Origin of the sequence: Acinetobacter calcoaceticus DSM 30006 = CIP 81.8, from assembly GCF_000368965.1 — a bacterium.
GTDB classification, from domain to species: Bacteria; Pseudomonadota; Gammaproteobacteria; order Pseudomonadales; family Moraxellaceae; genus Acinetobacter; species Acinetobacter calcoaceticus.
The window spans coordinates 2,258,103-2,276,072 of the sequence record NZ_KB849780.1; the positions used below are offsets into that span (position 1 = coordinate 2,258,103).

Annotated in this window: 17 protein-coding genes; 2 read left to right on the forward strand and 15 right to left on the reverse strand. The window is 41.0% G+C overall.

The window, feature by feature from the left end:
- Positions 1–84: 84 nt before the first annotated feature.
- Together F936_RS15535 and F936_RS15540 are read right to left on the reverse strand one after the other, a co-directional pair.
- Positions 85–1,749 (reverse strand): mechanosensitive ion channel, encoded by a 1,665-nt coding sequence (locus F936_RS15535; protein WP_005048738.1) that lies wholly within the window; start codon positions 1,747–1,749, stop codon positions 85–87.
- 232 nt (positions 1,750–1,981) lie between these two features.
- Positions 1,982–2,209, reverse strand: a complete 228-nt coding sequence (locus F936_RS15540; RefSeq protein WP_003653450.1) for a hypothetical protein — start codon at positions 2,207–2,209, stop codon at positions 1,982–1,984.
- A gap of 290 nt (positions 2,210–2,499) precedes the next feature.
- Between F936_RS15540 and F936_RS15545 the strand changes: the two genes are divergently transcribed.
- On the forward strand, positions 2,500–2,919 hold the full coding sequence (locus tag F936_RS15545; RefSeq protein WP_171056780.1) for a hypothetical protein: 420 nt from the start codon (positions 2,500–2,502) through the stop codon (positions 2,917–2,919).
- 48 nt (positions 2,920–2,967) lie between these two features.
- On the opposite strand, the gene F936_RS15550 is transcribed toward F936_RS15545, so the two are convergent.
- The gene (locus tag F936_RS15550; protein ID WP_005048741.1) at positions 2,968–3,729 is read right to left on the reverse strand and encodes a ferredoxin--NADP reductase; all 762 of its coding nucleotides are present in this window, start codon (positions 3,727–3,729) and stop codon (positions 2,968–2,970) included.
- Positions 3,730–3,815: 86 nt separating this feature from the next.
- Between F936_RS15550 and gigC the strand changes: the two genes are divergently transcribed.
- On the forward strand, positions 3,816–4,700 hold the full coding sequence (gene gigC, locus F936_RS15555) for a LysR family transcriptional regulator GigC (RefSeq protein WP_003653455.1): 885 nt from the start codon (positions 3,816–3,818) through the stop codon (positions 4,698–4,700).
- Positions 4,701–4,889: 189 nt separating this feature from the next.
- Here the strand turns inward: gigC and F936_RS15560 are convergent, their stop codons facing one another.
- From F936_RS15560 to nuoE, 12 genes are all read right to left on the reverse strand, one after another.
- Complete coding sequence (locus F936_RS15560) at positions 4,890–5,183, reverse strand: cold shock domain-containing protein (RefSeq protein WP_003653457.1); 294 nt, start codon at positions 5,181–5,183, stop codon at positions 4,890–4,892.
- Between the two features lie 117 nt (positions 5,184–5,300).
- Positions 5,301–5,936, reverse strand: coding sequence for a uracil phosphoribosyltransferase (gene upp / locus F936_RS15565; protein ID WP_005048744.1), 636 nt, complete (start codon positions 5,934–5,936; stop codon positions 5,301–5,303).
- Between the two features lie 100 nt (positions 5,937–6,036).
- Positions 6,037–7,533 (reverse strand): NADH-quinone oxidoreductase subunit NuoN, encoded by a 1,497-nt coding sequence (nuoN, locus tag F936_RS15570; RefSeq protein ID WP_003653461.1) that lies wholly within the window; start codon positions 7,531–7,533, stop codon positions 6,037–6,039.
- Positions 7,534–7,535: 2 nt separating this feature from the next.
- Positions 7,536–9,134, reverse strand: a complete 1,599-nt coding sequence (nuoM, locus tag F936_RS15575; RefSeq protein WP_003653463.1) for an NADH-quinone oxidoreductase subunit M — start codon at positions 9,132–9,134, stop codon at positions 7,536–7,538.
- A 1-nt stretch (position 9,135) separates the two neighbouring features.
- The gene (gene nuoL / locus F936_RS15580; protein ID WP_003653465.1) at positions 9,136–11,025 is read right to left on the reverse strand and encodes an NADH-quinone oxidoreductase subunit L; all 1,890 of its coding nucleotides are present in this window, start codon (positions 11,023–11,025) and stop codon (positions 9,136–9,138) included.
- Positions 11,022–11,330 carry an NADH-quinone oxidoreductase subunit NuoK gene (gene nuoK, locus F936_RS15585; protein WP_003653467.1) on the reverse strand — a complete coding sequence of 103 codons (309 nt, stop codon included), beginning with the start codon at positions 11,328–11,330 and terminating at the stop codon, positions 11,022–11,024. The genes nuoL and nuoK overlap by 4 nt, the downstream gene beginning before the upstream one ends.
- Positions 11,330–11,848 carry an NADH-quinone oxidoreductase subunit J gene (gene nuoJ / locus F936_RS15590; RefSeq protein WP_014205902.1) on the reverse strand — a complete coding sequence of 173 codons (519 nt, stop codon included), beginning with the start codon at positions 11,846–11,848 and terminating at the stop codon, positions 11,330–11,332. The genes nuoK and nuoJ overlap by 1 nt, the downstream gene beginning before the upstream one ends.
- On the reverse strand, positions 11,848–12,390 hold the full coding sequence (gene nuoI / locus F936_RS15595) for an NADH-quinone oxidoreductase subunit NuoI (RefSeq protein WP_003653469.1): 543 nt from the start codon (positions 12,388–12,390) through the stop codon (positions 11,848–11,850). The genes nuoJ and nuoI overlap by 1 nt, the downstream gene beginning before the upstream one ends.
- A gap of 18 nt (positions 12,391–12,408) precedes the next feature.
- On the reverse strand, positions 12,409–13,425 hold the full coding sequence (gene nuoH, locus F936_RS15600; RefSeq protein ID WP_003653472.1) for an NADH-quinone oxidoreductase subunit NuoH: 1,017 nt from the start codon (positions 13,423–13,425) through the stop codon (positions 12,409–12,411).
- A gap of 3 nt (positions 13,426–13,428) precedes the next feature.
- The gene (nuoG, locus tag F936_RS15605) at positions 13,429–16,113 is read right to left on the reverse strand and encodes an NADH-quinone oxidoreductase subunit NuoG (protein WP_005048749.1); all 2,685 of its coding nucleotides are present in this window, start codon (positions 16,111–16,113) and stop codon (positions 13,429–13,431) included.
- A gap of 12 nt (positions 16,114–16,125) precedes the next feature.
- Entirely contained in the window at positions 16,126–17,457 is a 1,332-nt protein-coding gene (gene nuoF / locus F936_RS15610) for an NADH-quinone oxidoreductase subunit NuoF (protein WP_005048752.1), read from the reverse strand.
- Entirely contained in the window at positions 17,454–17,963 is a 510-nt protein-coding gene (gene nuoE, locus F936_RS15615; protein ID WP_003653477.1) for an NADH-quinone oxidoreductase subunit NuoE, read from the reverse strand. Before nuoE ends, nuoF begins: the two co-directional genes overlap by 4 nt.
- Between the last annotated feature and the right edge of the window lie 7 nt (positions 17,964–17,970).

Genomic DNA, 17,970 nt, shown 5'->3' on the forward strand with positions numbered 1-17,970 from the left:
CGACCACTCAATATAGAGTGGTCGAACTTATCACAAAAATCAAAGATTTTTTGTACTGTTTATCTGAAATTCAGTTTAATTCCCTTAAATTTCATCATTTTCACCTGTAGAACCAAACGGTTTATTCACTGGGGGTTGTGTTGGGTTCACCTGTACAGAATCTGCTGGTTTTGCATCAGATGAAACTGTAGATGGTGGAGTCGTTGGCGCAGATGTAGTTGTGGCTGGAGCTGCACTACTCGTGCTAGAAGGTGGCTGATAAAGAGGATTTGGTTGATTCGCTTCTTTTTTAGCTTTATCTAACAAATCAGTTAAAAGTCGTTCTGCTGGTTGGCGACCACCTAAGCCAAATGCAAGAGCGAAAGCAACTGCAACTGCGCCTAGAGTCAAACCGAATGCAAGATTAACAATTGAATCTGCAATACCCATGGCTCTTAAACCAAGCGCAAGTACTAGACCAATAATTAAGACACGAACTAAGTTAGCTAACCAACGCGAGCTATTATATTCACCACGTTGCACCACATTCGCCACAACATTTGCGAGCCAGAAGCCAATAACCAAAATAACAGCACCTAACAGAATGTTTGCACCGAAATGGATAAACATTGCGATTAGACCACTGATTTGATCGAAACCAAGACGATCTGCCGCTTCAGATACTGCAAAAAGCATGGTGAAGAATACGATTAGGCAACCGACAGCGCTAGAAACTTTAGTTTGACCTAAAAAGCGTTGTATATCTAATTTGGCAGGAATTTCATCAACACCAGTTCCAGCAATTAACTCTGCAACCAAACGCCCAACAAAACGAGAAACGATATAAGCGACAAGTAAAATCAGACCCGCAGCAATAATATTTGGAATTGCGCGTAAGATTTCATTCAGCATTGCTGTTGCAGGTTGAGAAATTGTTTCAATTCCTAAAGCTTCAAATGCAACGATTAATGTCGTAATAATAATGATGGCAAAAACAAATGAACCTAAGAATTTGCCTACATTAGAGCTTTTGAAAAGACCAATTTTTTCCGCTTGAGCCTGAACACCTAAGCTATTTATTAAACCTTCAACAATACCGCGTACAATTTTTGCCAAGATATACCCAACAAAAACGATAACGCCCGCAATAAAGATATTTGGTAAGAACGCTACGGCTTCATTTACCATATTTTGAACTGGAATCAGTAAGCCTGTTAGTCCTAATATTGAAAGAACAATCGGAAGGAAAAGTAACAATACAAGCCAGTGAAGAATTTCACCGATATTTTGGCTAATTCCACCTACACCCACTTCAGTACTTAATTTATCGTCAAGTTGGGTTCTGGATAAAACATTGGTAACCCCTGCTCGCACCAGTCGAGCAACGATCCAACCAATAAAACCCACCACCACAGCAGCAATGATATTTGGAATATAGACAAGTACCTGATTAATCATATTGCTGAACGGGCCGCTTACTCCACTAATGTTTAGTACATTTAGAGCTGCGACAACAGCTAAAATTAGAATAAACCAAAATACGACCTTGGAAATCAGGCCTTCGATATTTGGGGCTCGGCCAGTTGCTGATGATAATTTTGCATTTGTATTTACTTTTTGCAGTAGCTTTTTCACACCTGCTGCTACTAATAAAGCAATTATCCAACCCACTAATAAGATCACTATTGCAGCCAGAATTGGATGAAACTGATCCCAGTAATACATTGCATCAAATTGAGCGCCGCGAGGCCCATCAAAAAATTCATTCATATTGTTATGTCCTCAATTGTTCTGTTCTTTTCAGTGTTATCTCTAGGAAACACCATTCGTTGTAAAAAAATGACGATGAATGCGGTCTATCTCACCTTATGTTTTGAATATTTTGTAATCAACACACTTCTGCATAAATACAACAAATTGATGCAAAAGGTTGCAAAAAAGCCTTCAGGTCTTCACCTAAAGGCTTGATATCAAGATATACTGGTTAAATTATTACCTCGTTTTAACCTATATAGGTCTTTAAATTAGAGGCATTTGAAATGACATGTGGCACGGGCTCATGTTGCATAGCTCCTTCTTCTTTAGGCACGTTGCTATGATCAGCTATCATATAAACTACAAGGGCAAGAAGAAAAAGCCCAACAATAATTAAAATATAAACTGGTAATCTTCTTTTTTTCGCAGTTTCTTCAGGACTCGTCACATGAGGTGGTTTTGAAAAATCATGCATCTTCTTTCCCCTCTTCTATTATCATTAACTTTATATTCATCTTAGCAATTTGCTTTGTTGCATTGTGTGAAAAAGCATTATGCGAAGGTGTCTGTGATTGCAAAACTCTACTTTTAAAATAATAAAAATAGTATAAAATTTGCACACATTAATTTAAGCTATTAAAAATAATTTCTAATTATTTACGAACTTCGTCCATGTCCCATTTGTAATACAATATGTTTTAGCGCTTACTTTTTAGAAAATAGGCTATAATAAGCCCCCATGTTTTAAAGCTACTCTATTTTATGATGTATCGTCAGCAAAATGTAACTCTTGATCTCGACACTGACGTCACACATCAATGTTATATCCACCAGACAAGAGACGAACATCTCATTGGTATTATTGAATTTAATAAACCAAGTTATGAACTCAAATGGGGTGATCTGGAATATTTTCGTCGTCGTACTGAAGAGTTTTCAGTTATGCCATTTCCTGACTGCATTAACGCCATGATTGTTGATATTCGTAATATCAATATTTTTCTGGACAATGAAGTTCCGATTTTACCTTGGCGTTTACTTGAAGAAGACTGTCCTGTTCGCTTAGTTGTTCCCCAAGACCGTTTAGAACATTATGCAGGCCTTTTTGAACCTACTTGGCTTTCAAGCGATGTAGACAGTGCGATTTCCGAAATTCGTGAATTTATGGATATGTTTGTCCATTAATAAACATATCCATAAAAATAATTTTAAAGTTCTTTTAATTGTCGTTTGTTACCAGTAATTTTCTACTGCAATATTTCCCTCACCTCGACGATTCATCGTCAAACCACGGCACTTTAAAGCTTCTTTCGTGTCATCCACCATTTGTGGGTTTCCACAAAGCATGACATGGCTTGTTGCAGGGCTCAATTCTATACCAGCAACTTTTTCTAATTCACCATTTTCGATCAAAACTGGTAAACGATCGTGTAACTGTGCTGATGGATCACGAGTAATAATTGAAATAAATTTAAAACCGACGTGCCCTTCCCCAAAAGTTTCAGCAATCTCTTGAATACGATCGGCATAAGCTAATTCAGCAGCTGTACGTACACTGTAAACCAAATTGATCTTTTGATATTTCGACCATGTATCGAAGTCTTGTAGCATCGATAAAAATGGAGCTAAGCCAGTACCTGTTGCTAATAACCATAAATCATGCGGTAAAGGCTGTTGATAACGAGCTAAAGTAAGATAACCATAAGGTATTTTTTCTAAATAAAGCTCATCTCCTACCTTCAAATGTTGAAGATTTGAAGTAAATGCGCCATCAGGTACCACAATCGAGAAAAATTCTAGCGTTTCATCAAATGGAGAAGACACTACCGAATAGGCACGAACAACAAGTTCTTCTCCAACTTTCAGTCCAATACGTGCAAATTGCCCAGCAGTAAATTTAAAATGTGCAGGGCGAGTCATGGTGAAACTAAAAAGAGTTGGAGTCCAGCGGTGTACAGATAAAACTTTTTCTACGCTAAATTTTTCAATTGACATGATTTCAACGTGGCATGAAATAGTGCGCTCATGTTAGCATGACAGTCGAAATAATGAATACTTTTAAACGTTAAGGCTTTTTAAACATGCGCATGACATTACGCCAGTTGGCTGTTTTTGTAGCAGTCGCTCAAGAAGGAACTGTCACCAAAGCCAGTGATGCGGTCAGACTGACGCAAAGTGCAGCAAGTATGGCTTTAGCCGATTTAGAGGATGGTCTTGGTGCCCCTCTATTTGATCGTTTAGGTAAACGACTACAACTTAATGATCTTGGCCGCTTTTTATTGCCACAAGCGCTAGAAATATTAGGTCGCTGTGAGGCTTTTGAGCAAGCTGCAAAAGGTGAGTTGCAAAGCATTGACTTACGTATTGGGGCAACTCTAACGATCAGTGATTACCTCATGCCAGATTTAATGGCGAACTTTTTACAGTCTCATCCTAAGGCACACTTGCAATTACAGGTGGGCAATACACGCCAAATGATTGAAGCGGTCAATCAGTTTCAGCTTGATTTGGCATTAATTGAAGGCTCGTGTCACCTGCCTCAACTTCAATGTATTCACTGGCGAGATGATGAGCTAGCAGTATGCTGCTCCCCTGATCACCCTCTAGCACGTTTAAATCGACCTTTAACAGCACATGATTTTTATCAGGTTGAATGGATTTTACGTGAAGAAGGTTCGGGAACTCGTGAAGTGTTTGATAATGCTATTTTGCAAGATCTACCAGACGCTAATATTCGCCTAACCCTAGGTCACAATGAAGCAATCTTGAAAATCGTTGCTGGTGGTTTAGGAATGTCTTGTATCTCTAAACTCGCTATTGAACCTTTAATTGAAAAAGAACAATTAGTTATTTTAGAAACGCCATTCTGGCAACTTACTCGCCCACTTTACATGTTGGTACACCGTCAAAAATACCAAGGTCCTGGCCTCAAAGCATTTTTACAATTCTGTGAAGAGCAGGTTTAAGACCTTATCTTCTAGTGCCATCTTGAGTCATTTTCACATGGCTCACCACTTTATTATTTAAGAAAATTAAGGGAAGCTTACACCTCCCTTAATTTATATTACTTACTCATTCCACACACCATCAAAAATCTTCTTTGCTGGTCTTAGCTAAACTCTGCCCTAAGATAGCCTTGAAGATTAAGAACACTGTTAGCGTCGAAAATGTGATAACAACTCTGTTGTAATCGCTTTATTATGATCAGTGATTTGAGTTTTTTTGGTTTTAGATGGATTAGGATCGATACGCTCAATCTTTATAGCCTTAAATTTCCCTTGATTATCTACAGCGAGAAATTTCACTTTTTCATTTCTTTTCGGCTCCCCTTCTGATGCAGGAAAATCCGAAATATGGAAGAAAATATCTCCTTCAGCCGTTCCAATAAAACCAAATCCTTTTTCAGGATCATATTGTTTAACTTTTCCGGTATAAAACTCTTGCTTCATGATCTTTACCCTACTTTTTCAATACTGTTATTACAGCAGAAAATTAAAAAGAGACTTTCAATCCGCCCTCAAAACTTTACGGTTTGATTAAGTCTCTTTTTATCGTTATTTCAAAAATTAGTCTTTTTGGACACTACCAAAAATTTTATCGCCCGCATCACCTAAACCAGGAACAATATAGCCCTGTTCATTTAAGCCATTATCAATAGATGCTGTATAAATCTGTACATCTGGATGAGCTGCTTCAACTTTAGCAACACCTTCTGGGGCAGCAACTAATACCATAACACGTATATCTTTACAGCCACTCGCCTTTAACACATCAATGGCAGCAACTAATGAGTTACCTGTTGCCAACATTGGATCGATAATCATTGCAAGACGATTAGCAACATCTGGAACTAGTTTTTTATAATAAGTACGAACTTCTAATGTTTCTTCATTACGTTCAAGACCTAAAACACTAACTTTTGCACTTGGAATCAGATTAAGTACGCCATCCAGCATACCAATTCCTGCACGTAAAATCGGTACAATCGTTATTTTTTTACCAGCAATACGCTGAGTAGTAACAGTTCCGGCCCATCCATTAATTTCACAATCCACAACTGGTAAATCTTTTGTTGCTTCATACGTCAATAACATAGTCACTTCCAGAGCAAGCTCACGGAAATTCTTAGTACTGATGTCAGAACGACGTAACAAACCTAATTTATGACGAATAAGTGGGTGACGAATTTCTTGAATGGCCACAGATGTTACCTAAAAATATAAAAACGTATTTATTATAATCTTTTTTTAATGCCCAATAAAAAAAAGCCTCCAGATTTGGAGGCTTTTTTGTACACTAAGATTATTGTTGTTGTGAAAGCATGAAATGTAATGGAGATAAAATTTCTGCTTTTAATGCCAAATTAATCATTGGATCTGGGTAAACACCCAAAATAATAACTAATGCAGCAGCAGCCAATACCATTAAACCACCTACTTTTTGACCCCAATGAGCATCTGCATCAATACGAGGGGTTTCTGGTGGTGTCATATACATTACAACCATCACACGTAAGTAATAGTACAAACCAATACCACTACCCACAATAATCATTGCAGCCAAGAACCAGTGTTGAGTTGTTACAGCAGCCATTACCACTAAGAACTTACCAATGAAGCCCGCTGTTAATGGAATACCAGCCAAAGATAACATCATGACTGTTAACGTTGCTGTAAGTACTGGACGACGCCAGAACAAACCACGGTAGTCTGCAAGGCTTTGTGCTTCATCTACGTTGTTATATGGGCTAGACATTAACGCTACCGCACCAAAAGCACCGATAGTTGTTAATACATAAGACACCACATATACAGTTACGCTACCCAAGCTCGCATAAGTCATGCTAATTAAAGCAATTAACAAATAACCAAAATGAGCAATAGATGAATAACCAAGAATACGTTTTAAGTTAACTTGACGAACAGCGAGTAAGTTACCCACTAAAATCGACAATACTGCAATGATTGTCAAAATAGTAACTAACGAGTCCACCATAATTGCGCCTGAAGCAAGCATATAGCGCACGAACAAACCAATGGTTGCAACTTTAGCAGCGGTCGCCAAGAAAGTTGCCATTGGCGCTGGTGCACCTGCATATACATCTGGTGTCCATTTATGGAACGGCGCAAGCGATAATTTAAATGCAACAGCAAAGATAATAAGTGCTAAACCTAATAACACCATTGGCTGTTTGATTGCACCAAATAACGCCTGTACAGAATCATAGAATGAAAGCGAACCAGTATATGCATAGATATATGCCATACCCATCAACAACATTGCAGAAGCTGTCGCTGAAAGTACAAGATATTTAATACCAGCTTCAAGTGAACTACTACGTTGATAGGTATAAGCAAGTAAGCCATATACAGGAATCGACATTAACTCAAGGCTAATGAAGAACGATGCATAGTGAGAACTTGCAACCATCAACATTGCACCTGCTACTGAAGCAAGTAACAAAAGATATAGTTCTTCACGGTTATCTTTATAAGTTTCGATGTAAGCATGAGACAAAGTACAACAAGCCAATGCCGCAATCAAAATCATAAATTGATAGAACATGGTAAATGGATCAACCATAAACATGCCCATCACATTTGCCGGTACAAACTTACCGCCAAATACTGCAAATAAAATATAAAGTGCAGCGAGGTTTAAACCAACTACAGAGGTTGTTGCGATCAAATTATGATTACGCTTAATAGAAATTAACAGCATGACGACGATTGTTGTCAAAGCAACAATCATCACCGGAGCTAAAGGCATAAGCGTAGAGAGTGATACTGTGAAGTTCATGATTATTGGATCTCCACATGGTCAAGTTGAGTAGCTGTTTGCTGAACAGTTTCAACGACTTCTTGAACTGGCATATAACTATTGACCAACCACTGCATGCTTGAATGAGACATATCCAAGAATGTTTGTGGGTAGATACCAAGCCAAACGAGACCAATCGCACAAATCATCAAAATACCAACTTCACGAGCAGATAAGTCTTTTAGTGGACTAGTGTAGTGTTGCTTTTGTTCAGGGTTTGGTTCACCAAATAAAGCACGGTGAATCAAGATCAAGCCATATAAGCCTGCAAATACAAGGCTGATAGAAGCAAGAATCGTGAAGACAGGATATTTATTAAATGAACCCATCAAAATCAGGAATTCACCAATAAAGTTACCCAAACCTGGCACGCCTACAAGAGCAGCTACGAAGAACATCAAGAAAAATGGCAAGTACTGAAGCTGACCACGAAGACCACCCATTAAACGTAAATCACGTGTATGTAAACGTTCGTAGATCTGACCAGACATAATGAACAATGCAGCTGATGATAAACCATGTGCCAACATCATGATCATTAGACCTTGGAAGGTCAAAATATTACCTGCGTAGATTGCAAGCAAAATAAAGCCCATGTGTGAAATCGACGTATACGCAAGTAAACGTTTCATGTCAGTTTGCTGGTAAGCACACCATGCGCCGTAGAAAATACCAATCAAACCGAAAATAATCGCAATATCTGCAAACTGAGCAGAAGCTGTCGGGAAGAATGGAATAACAAAACGAAGCAAGCCATACGCAGCTGTCTTAATCAAGATACCTGCTAAGTCCACAGAACCTGCTGTAGGAGCTTGAGCATGCGCATCCGGCAACCAACCATGTAATGGAAACACTGGTAACTTCACGGCAAAACCGATGAAGAAACAGATCATGAAACCATAAGCTAGGTTCGCAGGTAAGTGGTTGGCTACAGCTAATAAATAGTTGTAATCGAAACCGATCATGCCTGTCATCATGTAGCCATAAACTACAAGACCAAGGATACCGATTAACATCACTAAACCAGCGATCTGCGTGTAAAGGAAGAACTTGGTAGCTGCGTAAACACGTGAACGACCGTTTGAACCTTTATGACCCCATAACGCAATCAAGAAGTAGATTGGTACAAGCATCATCTCCCAGAAGAAGAAGAACAAGAATAGGTCAATCGCTAAGAATACACCGATAACGCCACCTAAACTCCATAAAAGGTTTAAGTGGAAGAAACCAACGTTCTTTTGAATTTCGCCCCATGAACAACCAACAGCAAGTACACCAAGTAACGCTGTTAATAACACCATGAGTAAAGATAAGCCATCCACAGCTAAGTGAATGCCAATACCGAGTGATTGAATCCACGGTAAATAGAACTCAGCAGTCCAAGTTGGGATTTTTGAACCCAACTCATAGCTATAAGTTCCACTTTGCCAAAGTGCAAGACCTAAGCCCAAAGTAATGAGCATACCAATTAAGGCAATCCAGCGTGGCAAAGTTTTGTCGAGCTTATCGACTAACCAACAAATAAAACCAGCAATGAACGGAACAAGAATCAGCGCGGGTAAAATTAAATTGTTTTCCATTTTATTTCCCCACTACCTGAATAACGATCAAGATCATCAATAACACCACTACACCGAGTGACATACTTGATGCGTATTCACGCAATGAACCGGTTTGACGTGAGCTTGTAAAACTATTTCCGCCTTTCACTAGTGCAGGAAGAACTAACCACAAACTGTCAATCGGATCACGGCCAAAGATTTTGGCGAAGAATAAATAAGGTTTAACAAAAACGATGTCATACAATGCATCAAAACCAAAAGCAGTACGGCAAATATGCGCCAGACCTGCACCCAAACTTGTTTGAGCAAATGATTTCACGGCACCATAAGCAAATGTAAATAATGCTATACCAACAACTAGACCAACTAGCGCAATGCCTACTGCTAAATGCTCTGCCCCATGCATGCCTTCTACAAATTGTTCAGCCACATGGAATTCAGGAATTTTTGCAGTATTAAGAATACCAGCTACAGGTGCTTTTAATACGGCACCAACAAAAGTAGACAGTACAGCTAAAATGCCCAATGGAGCCCAGTACGTTGCACCTTTAATTTCATGGTAAGGCGTGTTTTCTTGACCAAAGAATACAACCCAGATTAAACGGAATGTATAAATCGAAGTAAGGAATGCACCTGCTACACCCACCCAATATAAGGTGTGGTATAAAGCAACTGATTGGCCTTGTACCCAAACTTCACCAAGAATCGCATCTTTAGAGAAGAAGCCAATCGTCAAGAATGGAATCGCTGCTAATGCACCGCCACCGATCGCGAAACAAGCAAACAGGAATTTGTTACGTTTGAACAAGCCACCCATTTTGAAAATGTTTTGCTCGTGGTGGTAAGCCAGAATCACCGCACCAGAAGACAAGAATAATAATGCCTTAAAGAATGCGTGAGCCAACATGTGGAACAAGCCAGCTTGATAAGCTTCAGCACCTACAGCCATAAACATATAGCCAAGCTGACTCATTGTTGAGTAAGCCAAGATACGTTTGATGTCTGTTTGAACGAGTGCGGCAAAACCTGCAACTAGCAAAGTCACGGCACCTGTTACCGAAATGAATTGCATCACTTCAGGCGCAAGTTCAAATACGCTGAATAGACGGCAGCATAAATACACACCAGCCGTTACCATTGTTGCAGCGTGGATTAATGCAGAAACAGGTGTTGGACCTGCCATTGCATCTGCCAACCATGTTTGCAATGGAATTTGCGCAGATTTACCAGCAGCACCCAAGAACAACATTAATGCAGTCCAGATCGTAAGTGACGAACTCTTCGTCATTACTTCTGCTGCGTGTTCAACGATGTACTGAGTATTCAACGTACCAAATTGTTGGTAAAGCAAGAATAAAGCAATAAGTAAGAATACGTCACCTACGCGGGTAACTGTAAATGCTTTGATCGCAGCCCAACCATTTGCAGGGTTTGCATAATAGAAACCGATAAGCAAATAAGAGCAAAGACCTACGCCTTCCCACCCTAAGAATAACAACGCTAAGTTGTCGCCCAATACAAGCACAAGCATGCTGGCAACAAACAGGTTGAAATAAGAGAAGAAGCGCGCATAACCTTCTTCACCGCGCATGTACCATGATGCAAAGATGTGGATTAAGAAACCAACACCTGTAACCATGCCCATCATGAGTAAAGATAAGCCATCTAAATGTAAGCTAATGCCCGGCGCAAAACCGCCAACATTGAACCATGTCCACAGATTTTGAACAAAAACTTGCTGACCACTTGTGGTAAATGCCATTCCAGCAATCAATGCAAATAATGCAGATAAACCTACAGAACCCACACCAATAATTGCTGCAACATTTTCAGAGAGTTTGTCTCGTCCTGCCGCCAATAAAATAAAACCGATTAGCGGAAATAATACTGTTAGATATAAATAACTCATCCGCGCATCTCACTAGCAGCATCCACATCCAAATGATGGAAGCGATGATAGAACTGAAGGACAATCGCAAGACCGATACATGCCTCTGCTGCTGCAAGGGTCAAAATCAGAATGAACATAACTTGTCCATCTGGTTGTGCCCATACGCTACCCGCAAGAACAAATGCCAATGCAGCAGCATTCATCATGACCTCAAGGCTCATTAACATAAATAATAGGTTGCGTCGCACCATTACACCGTAAAAACCGAGTGCAAAAAGGATGGTTGCAACAATCAAACCATGTTCTAAAGGAATCTGGCCCATTATTCTTTTTCCTCTTCTGCACCTGGTTCACGTTTACCTAAGTGGTATGCTGCAACAAGGGCTGCTAGCAATAACATCGCGGCAACTTCAACCAATAGTAAATAGTGAGTAAAGAGTGCTTGACCAACTACTTTTGGTCCAATCACTTGTGCCCCAAGTGGTGCTGAAATTGTGGTGTATTCACCACCAAGCATCCAAACCAAAAGCAAGCCGAGTAAGAAACTCATGAGTGCTGGATATGCCCAAGCATCTGAAGAAAGCCATTTACGTTCTTGTTCTACAGTGTGTTGACCTAAATTCAACATCATCACCACGAAGACAAACAGAACCATAATTGCTCCGGCATAAACAATGATTTCAAGAGCACCTGCAAAAGGCGCCCCCACGATCATGAAAATACCAGCAACAGCAAGCAATGAAACAATTAGACTAAGTAAAGCGTGTACAGGGTTCGTGTTAGTCACTACACGAACCGTAGAAACGATGGCCACGAGTGCCATCAAATAAAACGGCCACATCATGGTAATAGACTCCGTACATCGATTGGTGCACTTTCTTTCTGCGCCTGACCTTTCTCTTTACCGTTAATTGCCATACCAGCTACACGGTAGAAGTTGTAGTCTGGGTATTTACCCGGACCTGAAATGAGTAAGTTTTCTTTCTCATAAACCAAGTCTTGACGTACATATTCACCAAGTTCGAAATCTGGTGTCATCTGAATCGCAGTTGTTGGACAAGCTTCTTCACACATACCGCAGAAAATACAGCGTGAAAAATTGATACGGAAAAATTCCGGATACCAACGTCCATCTTCTGTTTCTGCTTTTTGTAATGAGATACAGCCAACTGGACACGCAACCGCACATAGGTTACATGCCACACAACGCTCTTCCCCATCTGGGTCACGCGTCAACACAATACGACCACGAAAGCGTGGCGGCACAATCTGTTCAGCCGGTACTTCTGGATATAAAATCGTGTCACGTTTACGCGTTACATGGCTAAATACCATAAATAACGAACGTACAATCGATCCGAATCCAGCTAGAAATTTATACATTTTGTACTCCCTGCTGTCCTAGGCCTGATTCATCAGAATCACAGCACCAGTCACTAACAAGTTGACCAACGCCAATGGCAAACAAATTTTCCAACCAAAGTTCATGACTTGGTCATAACGTGGACGCATTAAAGAACCACGAGCCAAAACAAACATCATTACAAAGAATGCTGTTTTAATCACAAACCAGAATACTGGCGGAACAAATGGAATTTCTAAATTGAATGGTGCTAACCAGCCACCGAAGAATAAAGTTACGATCAATGCAGAAATAAGTACCACGTTGACATATTCAGCAACGAAGAACATACCCCATTTCATACCACCATATTCAACATGGTAACCTTCAGCCAATTCTTGTTCTGCTTCTGGTTGGTCAAATGGATGACGGTGAGTTACCGCAACACCAGCAACCACAAAAATCAAGAAACCTAAGAATTGTGGAATGACGAACCAAACATCGCGTTGTGCTTCAACAATTTCACGAAGGTTAAATGAGCCTGCAATTGCAACCACACCCATCAATGAGATACCCAAGAACACTTCATAAGAAATGGTTTGAGCAGCTGAACGTAAACCACCAAGCAATGAGTATTTGTTATTTGAAGCCCAGCCACCAAACAATACTGCATAGACTGCAATACCAGCCATTGCCATGAAGAACAACAAACCGATACTCATGTCGGCAACACCCAGTGAAGGACTCACCGGGATAACCATGAATGAAAGAACCGCTGTTGCCATTGCAACAGCTGGTGCTAAACGGAATGTAAGCTTGTCAGCAAATTTTGGTGTCCAGTCTTCTTTGAACATGATCTTGAGCATGTCGGCAACGATCTGGAACATACCACCAGGACCAACACGGTTTGGACCATAACGGTCTTGCCACAAAGCAAGCAAACGACGTTCAATAAAAGACATCAACGCTGCAACTAAAACAACCACAAGCAAAATCACAACTGCTTGAACTACAGCATAAGCAATTGGCCAGTTCTCAGCCCAAAGTGGCGTTTGACGTATAATTTCTTGATTCATGAATTACACTCCTAAAGCCACTGAAACAGGCTCAGCTAGTGACACCATTGGTGCTAAACCAACTGGGTAACCAATATAACCTGTAGGTAAATATTCAATTACTTGTACAGGCAAGCTCACACTGGTTTCGCCTGCTTTTACTGTAATGCGTTGACCTTCTTGAAGGTTCAAACGACTTGCATCTTGTTCGCCTACTGCAAACATAGCTTCTGGAATACGAGTTTCCATTGCAGGTGTTTTAGTAGTGAATTCACCAGAACCAAAAATATGATGCATTGGTACTAAGCGGAAACTTTCAGGGTTTGCAACTACCGCTACTGGAGCAACATAGCTACGTGCAGGGCGTTTTGCTAAGCGATCGAATAAACGCACACCTGAATCACCACCTTTTAAGTGACCACCCACCTCATCTTGGTATTTGTTCCAAGATTGTGGAGAGTTCCAGCCCGGAGCCCATGCAAATGGTACTAATGATGATGCTTTTTGCGGACCAACATAACCTTCCATTGAGAATGTTAATGCTGAATCTAGATCTGTAGGCTGTTTAGGTTCATGAACCGATAACGGCGCACGCATTGCTGTACGACCTGAATAACGACGTGGTTCACGTGCAATTTTCAAACCATGTACACGGTAACCTGCATCAGGTGCCACATCTTGAATAGCTTCAAGTACTGGTACATTTTTTACGATGCTTTCAATCACATCATCAAGCAATGTCCAGTCTACAGCTTTACCTTTAATGCCAGTTTCAATGGCATGTAACCAACGCCATGATTCTTTAATTGCATATTCAGGTTTGTAGTAACTTGGATCGTAAACTTGATAGAAACGCTGTGCACGACCTTCTTGGCTTACAACAGTACCGTCACCTTCGGCAAAGCTTGCTGCTGAAAGTACAATATCAGCCTGTTTCACAGTTTCAGTTTCACTGTGATCAAGCACAATTACTGTTTCAGCTTTATCAAGTGCAGCCTGCACTTGTACAGCAGGTAAGCGACGGAACAAGTCATTTTCAACAATAACAAGTGTGTCGTAGTCTTGAGCAAATGCTTGTTCGAGGCTTAAGCCACCAAACAATGCCAAGCCCATCGAGTTCACTTCAGGAACCACAAGACTTAAACCAGCTTTAGAACCTAAGTTCTGAGTCAACTCAGCCGCAGCTTCCATAATAGAAGCATCTTGCAAGCTAGTACCCGCAATGATTAATGGCTTGTTTGCTGCTTTTAACGTATCAGCAATGGTTTGAGCAAATGCTTTTGCATCGTCATCTAAACCATTCACTGTTTCGCCTTTCACTGCCGCAGCTACTGCAAAACCTAAACGAGCAATGTCATTTGGAGAAGCAACAACTTCACCAGTTGCAACATCGGCAAGACGAGTTTGAGTTGCAGCCAAGATATAGATCGGAGATTTTGCTTCTTGACCAATACGTTGTACAGGCTCAGCTAACCAGTCTGGCGTACGTGTTTTTGCAGCCATTTCACGAGCTTTGTTTTTCGCAGCTTGACGAACTGACAAGGCCATACGTGGTGCAGTTTGAGTCAGGTCTTCACCTAAAATCAAGACAGCATCATAGCTTTCGATTTCACGCATGTTCGGGTTGTAAATGCCCTCGGTTTGCATGATAGATGCAGCAAGTTCAACAAGTTTTTGCTCTTTTTGTGCAACACCAGTTGAGTAATTTGCCTGACCTACAAGCTCACGTAATGCATAGTTCGATTCCAAGCTTGCGCGCGGAGAACCAATACCCAAGACTTTTTTGCCTTGAAGCTTCGCAATCGTTTGATCTAAAGCTTGATCGACAGAGACAGTTGCAACAGTTTCACTGTTACGGAACTGAGGCTGACGTGGACGGTCTGCACGGTTTACATAACCTGTGCCAAAACGACCTTTGTCACAAAGGAAGTATTGGTTAACCGAACCATTGAAACGGTTTTCTACGCGACGGATTTCACCATAACGTTCACCCGGAGAAATGTTACAACCAGAAGAACAGCCTTGACACACGCTTGGTGCATACTGCATGTCCCATTTACGGTTATAACGCTCTGAATGTGTCTTATCAGTGAATACACCTGTTGGACATACTTCAGTCAAGTTACCCGAGAATTCAGACTCTAAAGTACCTGATTCAGGACGACCGAAATACACACGAGATGCATTGGCATACACACCAAAGTCCGTACCGCCCGCATAGTCGTTGTAGTAACGAACACAACGGTAACAAGCAATACAGCGGTTCATTTCATGTGCAATGAATGAGCCAAGTTCTTGGTTGTAATGCGTACGTTTTGTAAAACGGTAGCGACGACGGTCATGACCAGTCATCACAGTCATATCTTGTAAATGACAGTGACCACCCTCTTCACAGACTGGACAGTCGTGCGGGTGATTCGTCATCAAAAATTCAACAATAGATGCACGGAAATCTGTTGCTTCTTTGTCTTCAATCGAGATATAGGTATTGTCAGATGCTGGTGTCATGCATGACATGACCAAACGACCACGCGTATCTTCTGGATTCGCATATTGCGTAACAGCACATTGACGGCAAGAACCAACCGAACCTAAGGATGGATGCCAACAAAAATATGGGATGTCGATGCCCAGACTCAAACATGCTTGTAGCAAGTTTTCCGAGCCGTTGACTTCATACGATTTTCCATCGACATGAATTGTAGCCATAAGTCGAATTCCTTAAGCTTGTTCTACGTTGCTGGTTTGCACGACAGGACGAGTCGTCACTTTCGCTTCAAACTCACCACGGAAATGTTTGAGTGCGCCCATAAGCGGCTCCATCGCACCTGGTGCGTGGGCACAGAAAGTTTTACCAATCCATAATTTACGAGTCAATTCTTGTAAATGATCGATATCTTCTTTCTTACCTTCGCCTACTTCAAGTGCTTTAAGCGCTTTAACAGCCCATGGCAAACCATCACGACATGGCGTACAGAAACCACATGATTCGCGCGCAAAGAACTCTTCTAAGTTACGAGTGAGCGATACCATACATTGAGTTTCGTCAACCACCATCAATAAACATGTTCCCAAACGAGAACCTGCTTTCATAATCGTGTCTGCATCCATTGGTAAATCAATGGTATCAGCCGGTAAAAAGTCAGTTGAAGCACCACCTGGTAACCATGCTTTAAGCTTTAAGCCCTCACGCATACCACCAGCATGATCTTCAATCACTTCACGTGCAGTTGTACCAAATGGCAACTCCCAAAGACCTGGGAATTTTACTTTACCTGATGCACCATAAATTTTAGTACCTGGGTCTTTTGATTTACCTGCTGATAAACCGATATACCACTCTGGACCACGAAGCATAATTGCTGGCAAGTTGTTATAAGTTTCAACGTTGTTCACAATTGTTGGACGGCCCCATGCACCTGCAACTTGCGGGAACGGCGGCTTAGTACGTGGGTTTGCACGACGGCCTTCGAGCGAGTTAATCAATGCAGTTTCTTCACCGCAGATATAACGCCCTGCACCCGTATGTACATGCAAATCAAAATTCCAGCTAGAACCTAAAATGTTTTCGCCTAAATAACCTTTAGCACGAATCTGTTCTAATGCTTCATTTAAGTATTGAGCTGCCTCAATATATTCACCACGGATAAAGATATAACCTTGAGTTGCCTCTAAGGTATAACCCGCGATCAACATACCTTCGATCAATTGATGTGGAAGTTTTTCCATCAACAAACGGTCTTTAAAAGTACCCGGCTCCATTTCGTCGGCATTACAGATCAAATAACGTGGACCACCATCATTTGGTGCCATTAATGACCATTTAATACCCGCTGGGAAACCCGCACCACCACGACCTTTTACAGTTGCAGCTTTAATGACATCTAACACTTCAGCAGGTTTCATGCCTAATGCTTTTTTAAAGCCAGCATAACCTTCAAGTGCTTCGTAATCATCAGCACCACGAACTTCTTCACGTTTACTTAAACGCCAAGTGAGCGGATGAGTTTCTGGATTACCGTCGCCATAAATTGGTTTTGGTTCAGTATTCATACATACTTCTCCAATAACTGTTTAATTGATGTCACTTCGACTAAACCGTGAGTATCTTCATCAATCATTAAAGTTGGGCCTTTGTCGCAGTTGCCTAAGCAGCAAATTGGAAGCAGTGTAAAACGACCATCTGGTGTCGTTTGACCATACTGAATTCCTAATTCGCGCTGGAATGCTTCAGCAAGTGTTTCTGCACCCATTAAGAAGCAAGCAATTGAGTCACAAAGCAAAATCACGTGACGACCTACTGGGTGGCGATAGATACGGTTGTAAAATGTTGCAACACCTTCCAAATCAGCAACACTCATCGACAATAACTGTGCGATGGCATTCATTTGAGCGTCATCTACCCAACCATTACGGCGTTGTACACACTTCAATGCATCCAAAGAGGCTGCACGAGGGTATGGATAGTGACCAATGTGATGTTCGATGTCGTGAATTTCTTCCGCAGTCAAAATCCCTTCAACATTCACACGTGGCTTTTTATCAGTCAAAATCATCATTATGTGT

Coding starts and splice junctions, on each gene's coding strand:
- nuoJ (WP_014205902.1), bottom strand. CDS start 11,848: ATGTGGCCGTTTTATTTGATGGCACTCGTGGCCATCGTTTCTACGGTT.
- F936_RS15560 (WP_003653457.1), bottom strand. CDS start 5,183: ATGAAGCAAGAGTTTTATACCGGAAAAGTTAAACAATATGATCCTGAA.
- nuoK (WP_003653467.1), bottom strand. CDS start 11,330: ATGGGCCAGATTCCTTTAGAACATGGTTTGATTGTTGCAACCATCCTT.
- F936_RS15545 (WP_171056780.1), top strand. CDS start 2,500: ATGTATCGTCAGCAAAATGTAACTCTTGATCTCGACACTGACGTCACA.
- nuoN (WP_003653461.1), bottom strand. CDS start 7,533: ATGAACTTCACAGTATCACTCTCTACGCTTATGCCTTTAGCTCCGGTG.
- nuoL (WP_003653465.1), bottom strand. CDS start 11,025: ATGAGTTATTTATATCTAACAGTATTATTTCCGCTAATCGGTTTTATT.
- F936_RS15535 (WP_005048738.1), bottom strand. CDS start 1,749: ATGAATGAATTTTTTGATGGGCCTCGCGGCGCTCAATTTGATGCAATG.
- nuoI (WP_003653469.1), bottom strand. CDS start 12,390: ATGTATAAATTTCTAGCTGGATTCGGATCGATTGTACGTTCGTTATTT.
- gigC (WP_003653455.1), top strand. CDS start 3,816: ATGCGCATGACATTACGCCAGTTGGCTGTTTTTGTAGCAGTCGCTCAA.
- F936_RS15540 (WP_003653450.1), bottom strand. CDS start 2,209: ATGCATGATTTTTCAAAACCACCTCATGTGACGAGTCCTGAAGAAACT.
- nuoM (WP_003653463.1), bottom strand. CDS start 9,134: ATGGAAAACAATTTAATTTTACCCGCGCTGATTCTTGTTCCGTTCATT.
- nuoE (WP_003653477.1), bottom strand. CDS start 17,963: ATGATGATTTTGACTGATAAAAAGCCACGTGTGAATGTTGAAGGGATT.
- nuoH (WP_003653472.1), bottom strand. CDS start 13,425: ATGAATCAAGAAATTATACGTCAAACGCCACTTTGGGCTGAGAACTGG.
- nuoG (WP_005048749.1), bottom strand. CDS start 16,113: ATGGCTACAATTCATGTCGATGGAAAATCGTATGAAGTCAACGGCTCG.
- F936_RS15550 (WP_005048741.1), bottom strand. CDS start 3,729: ATGTCAATTGAAAAATTTAGCGTAGAAAAAGTTTTATCTGTACACCGC.
- nuoF (WP_005048752.1), bottom strand. CDS start 17,457: ATGAATACTGAACCAAAACCAATTTATGGCGACGGTAATCCAGAAACT.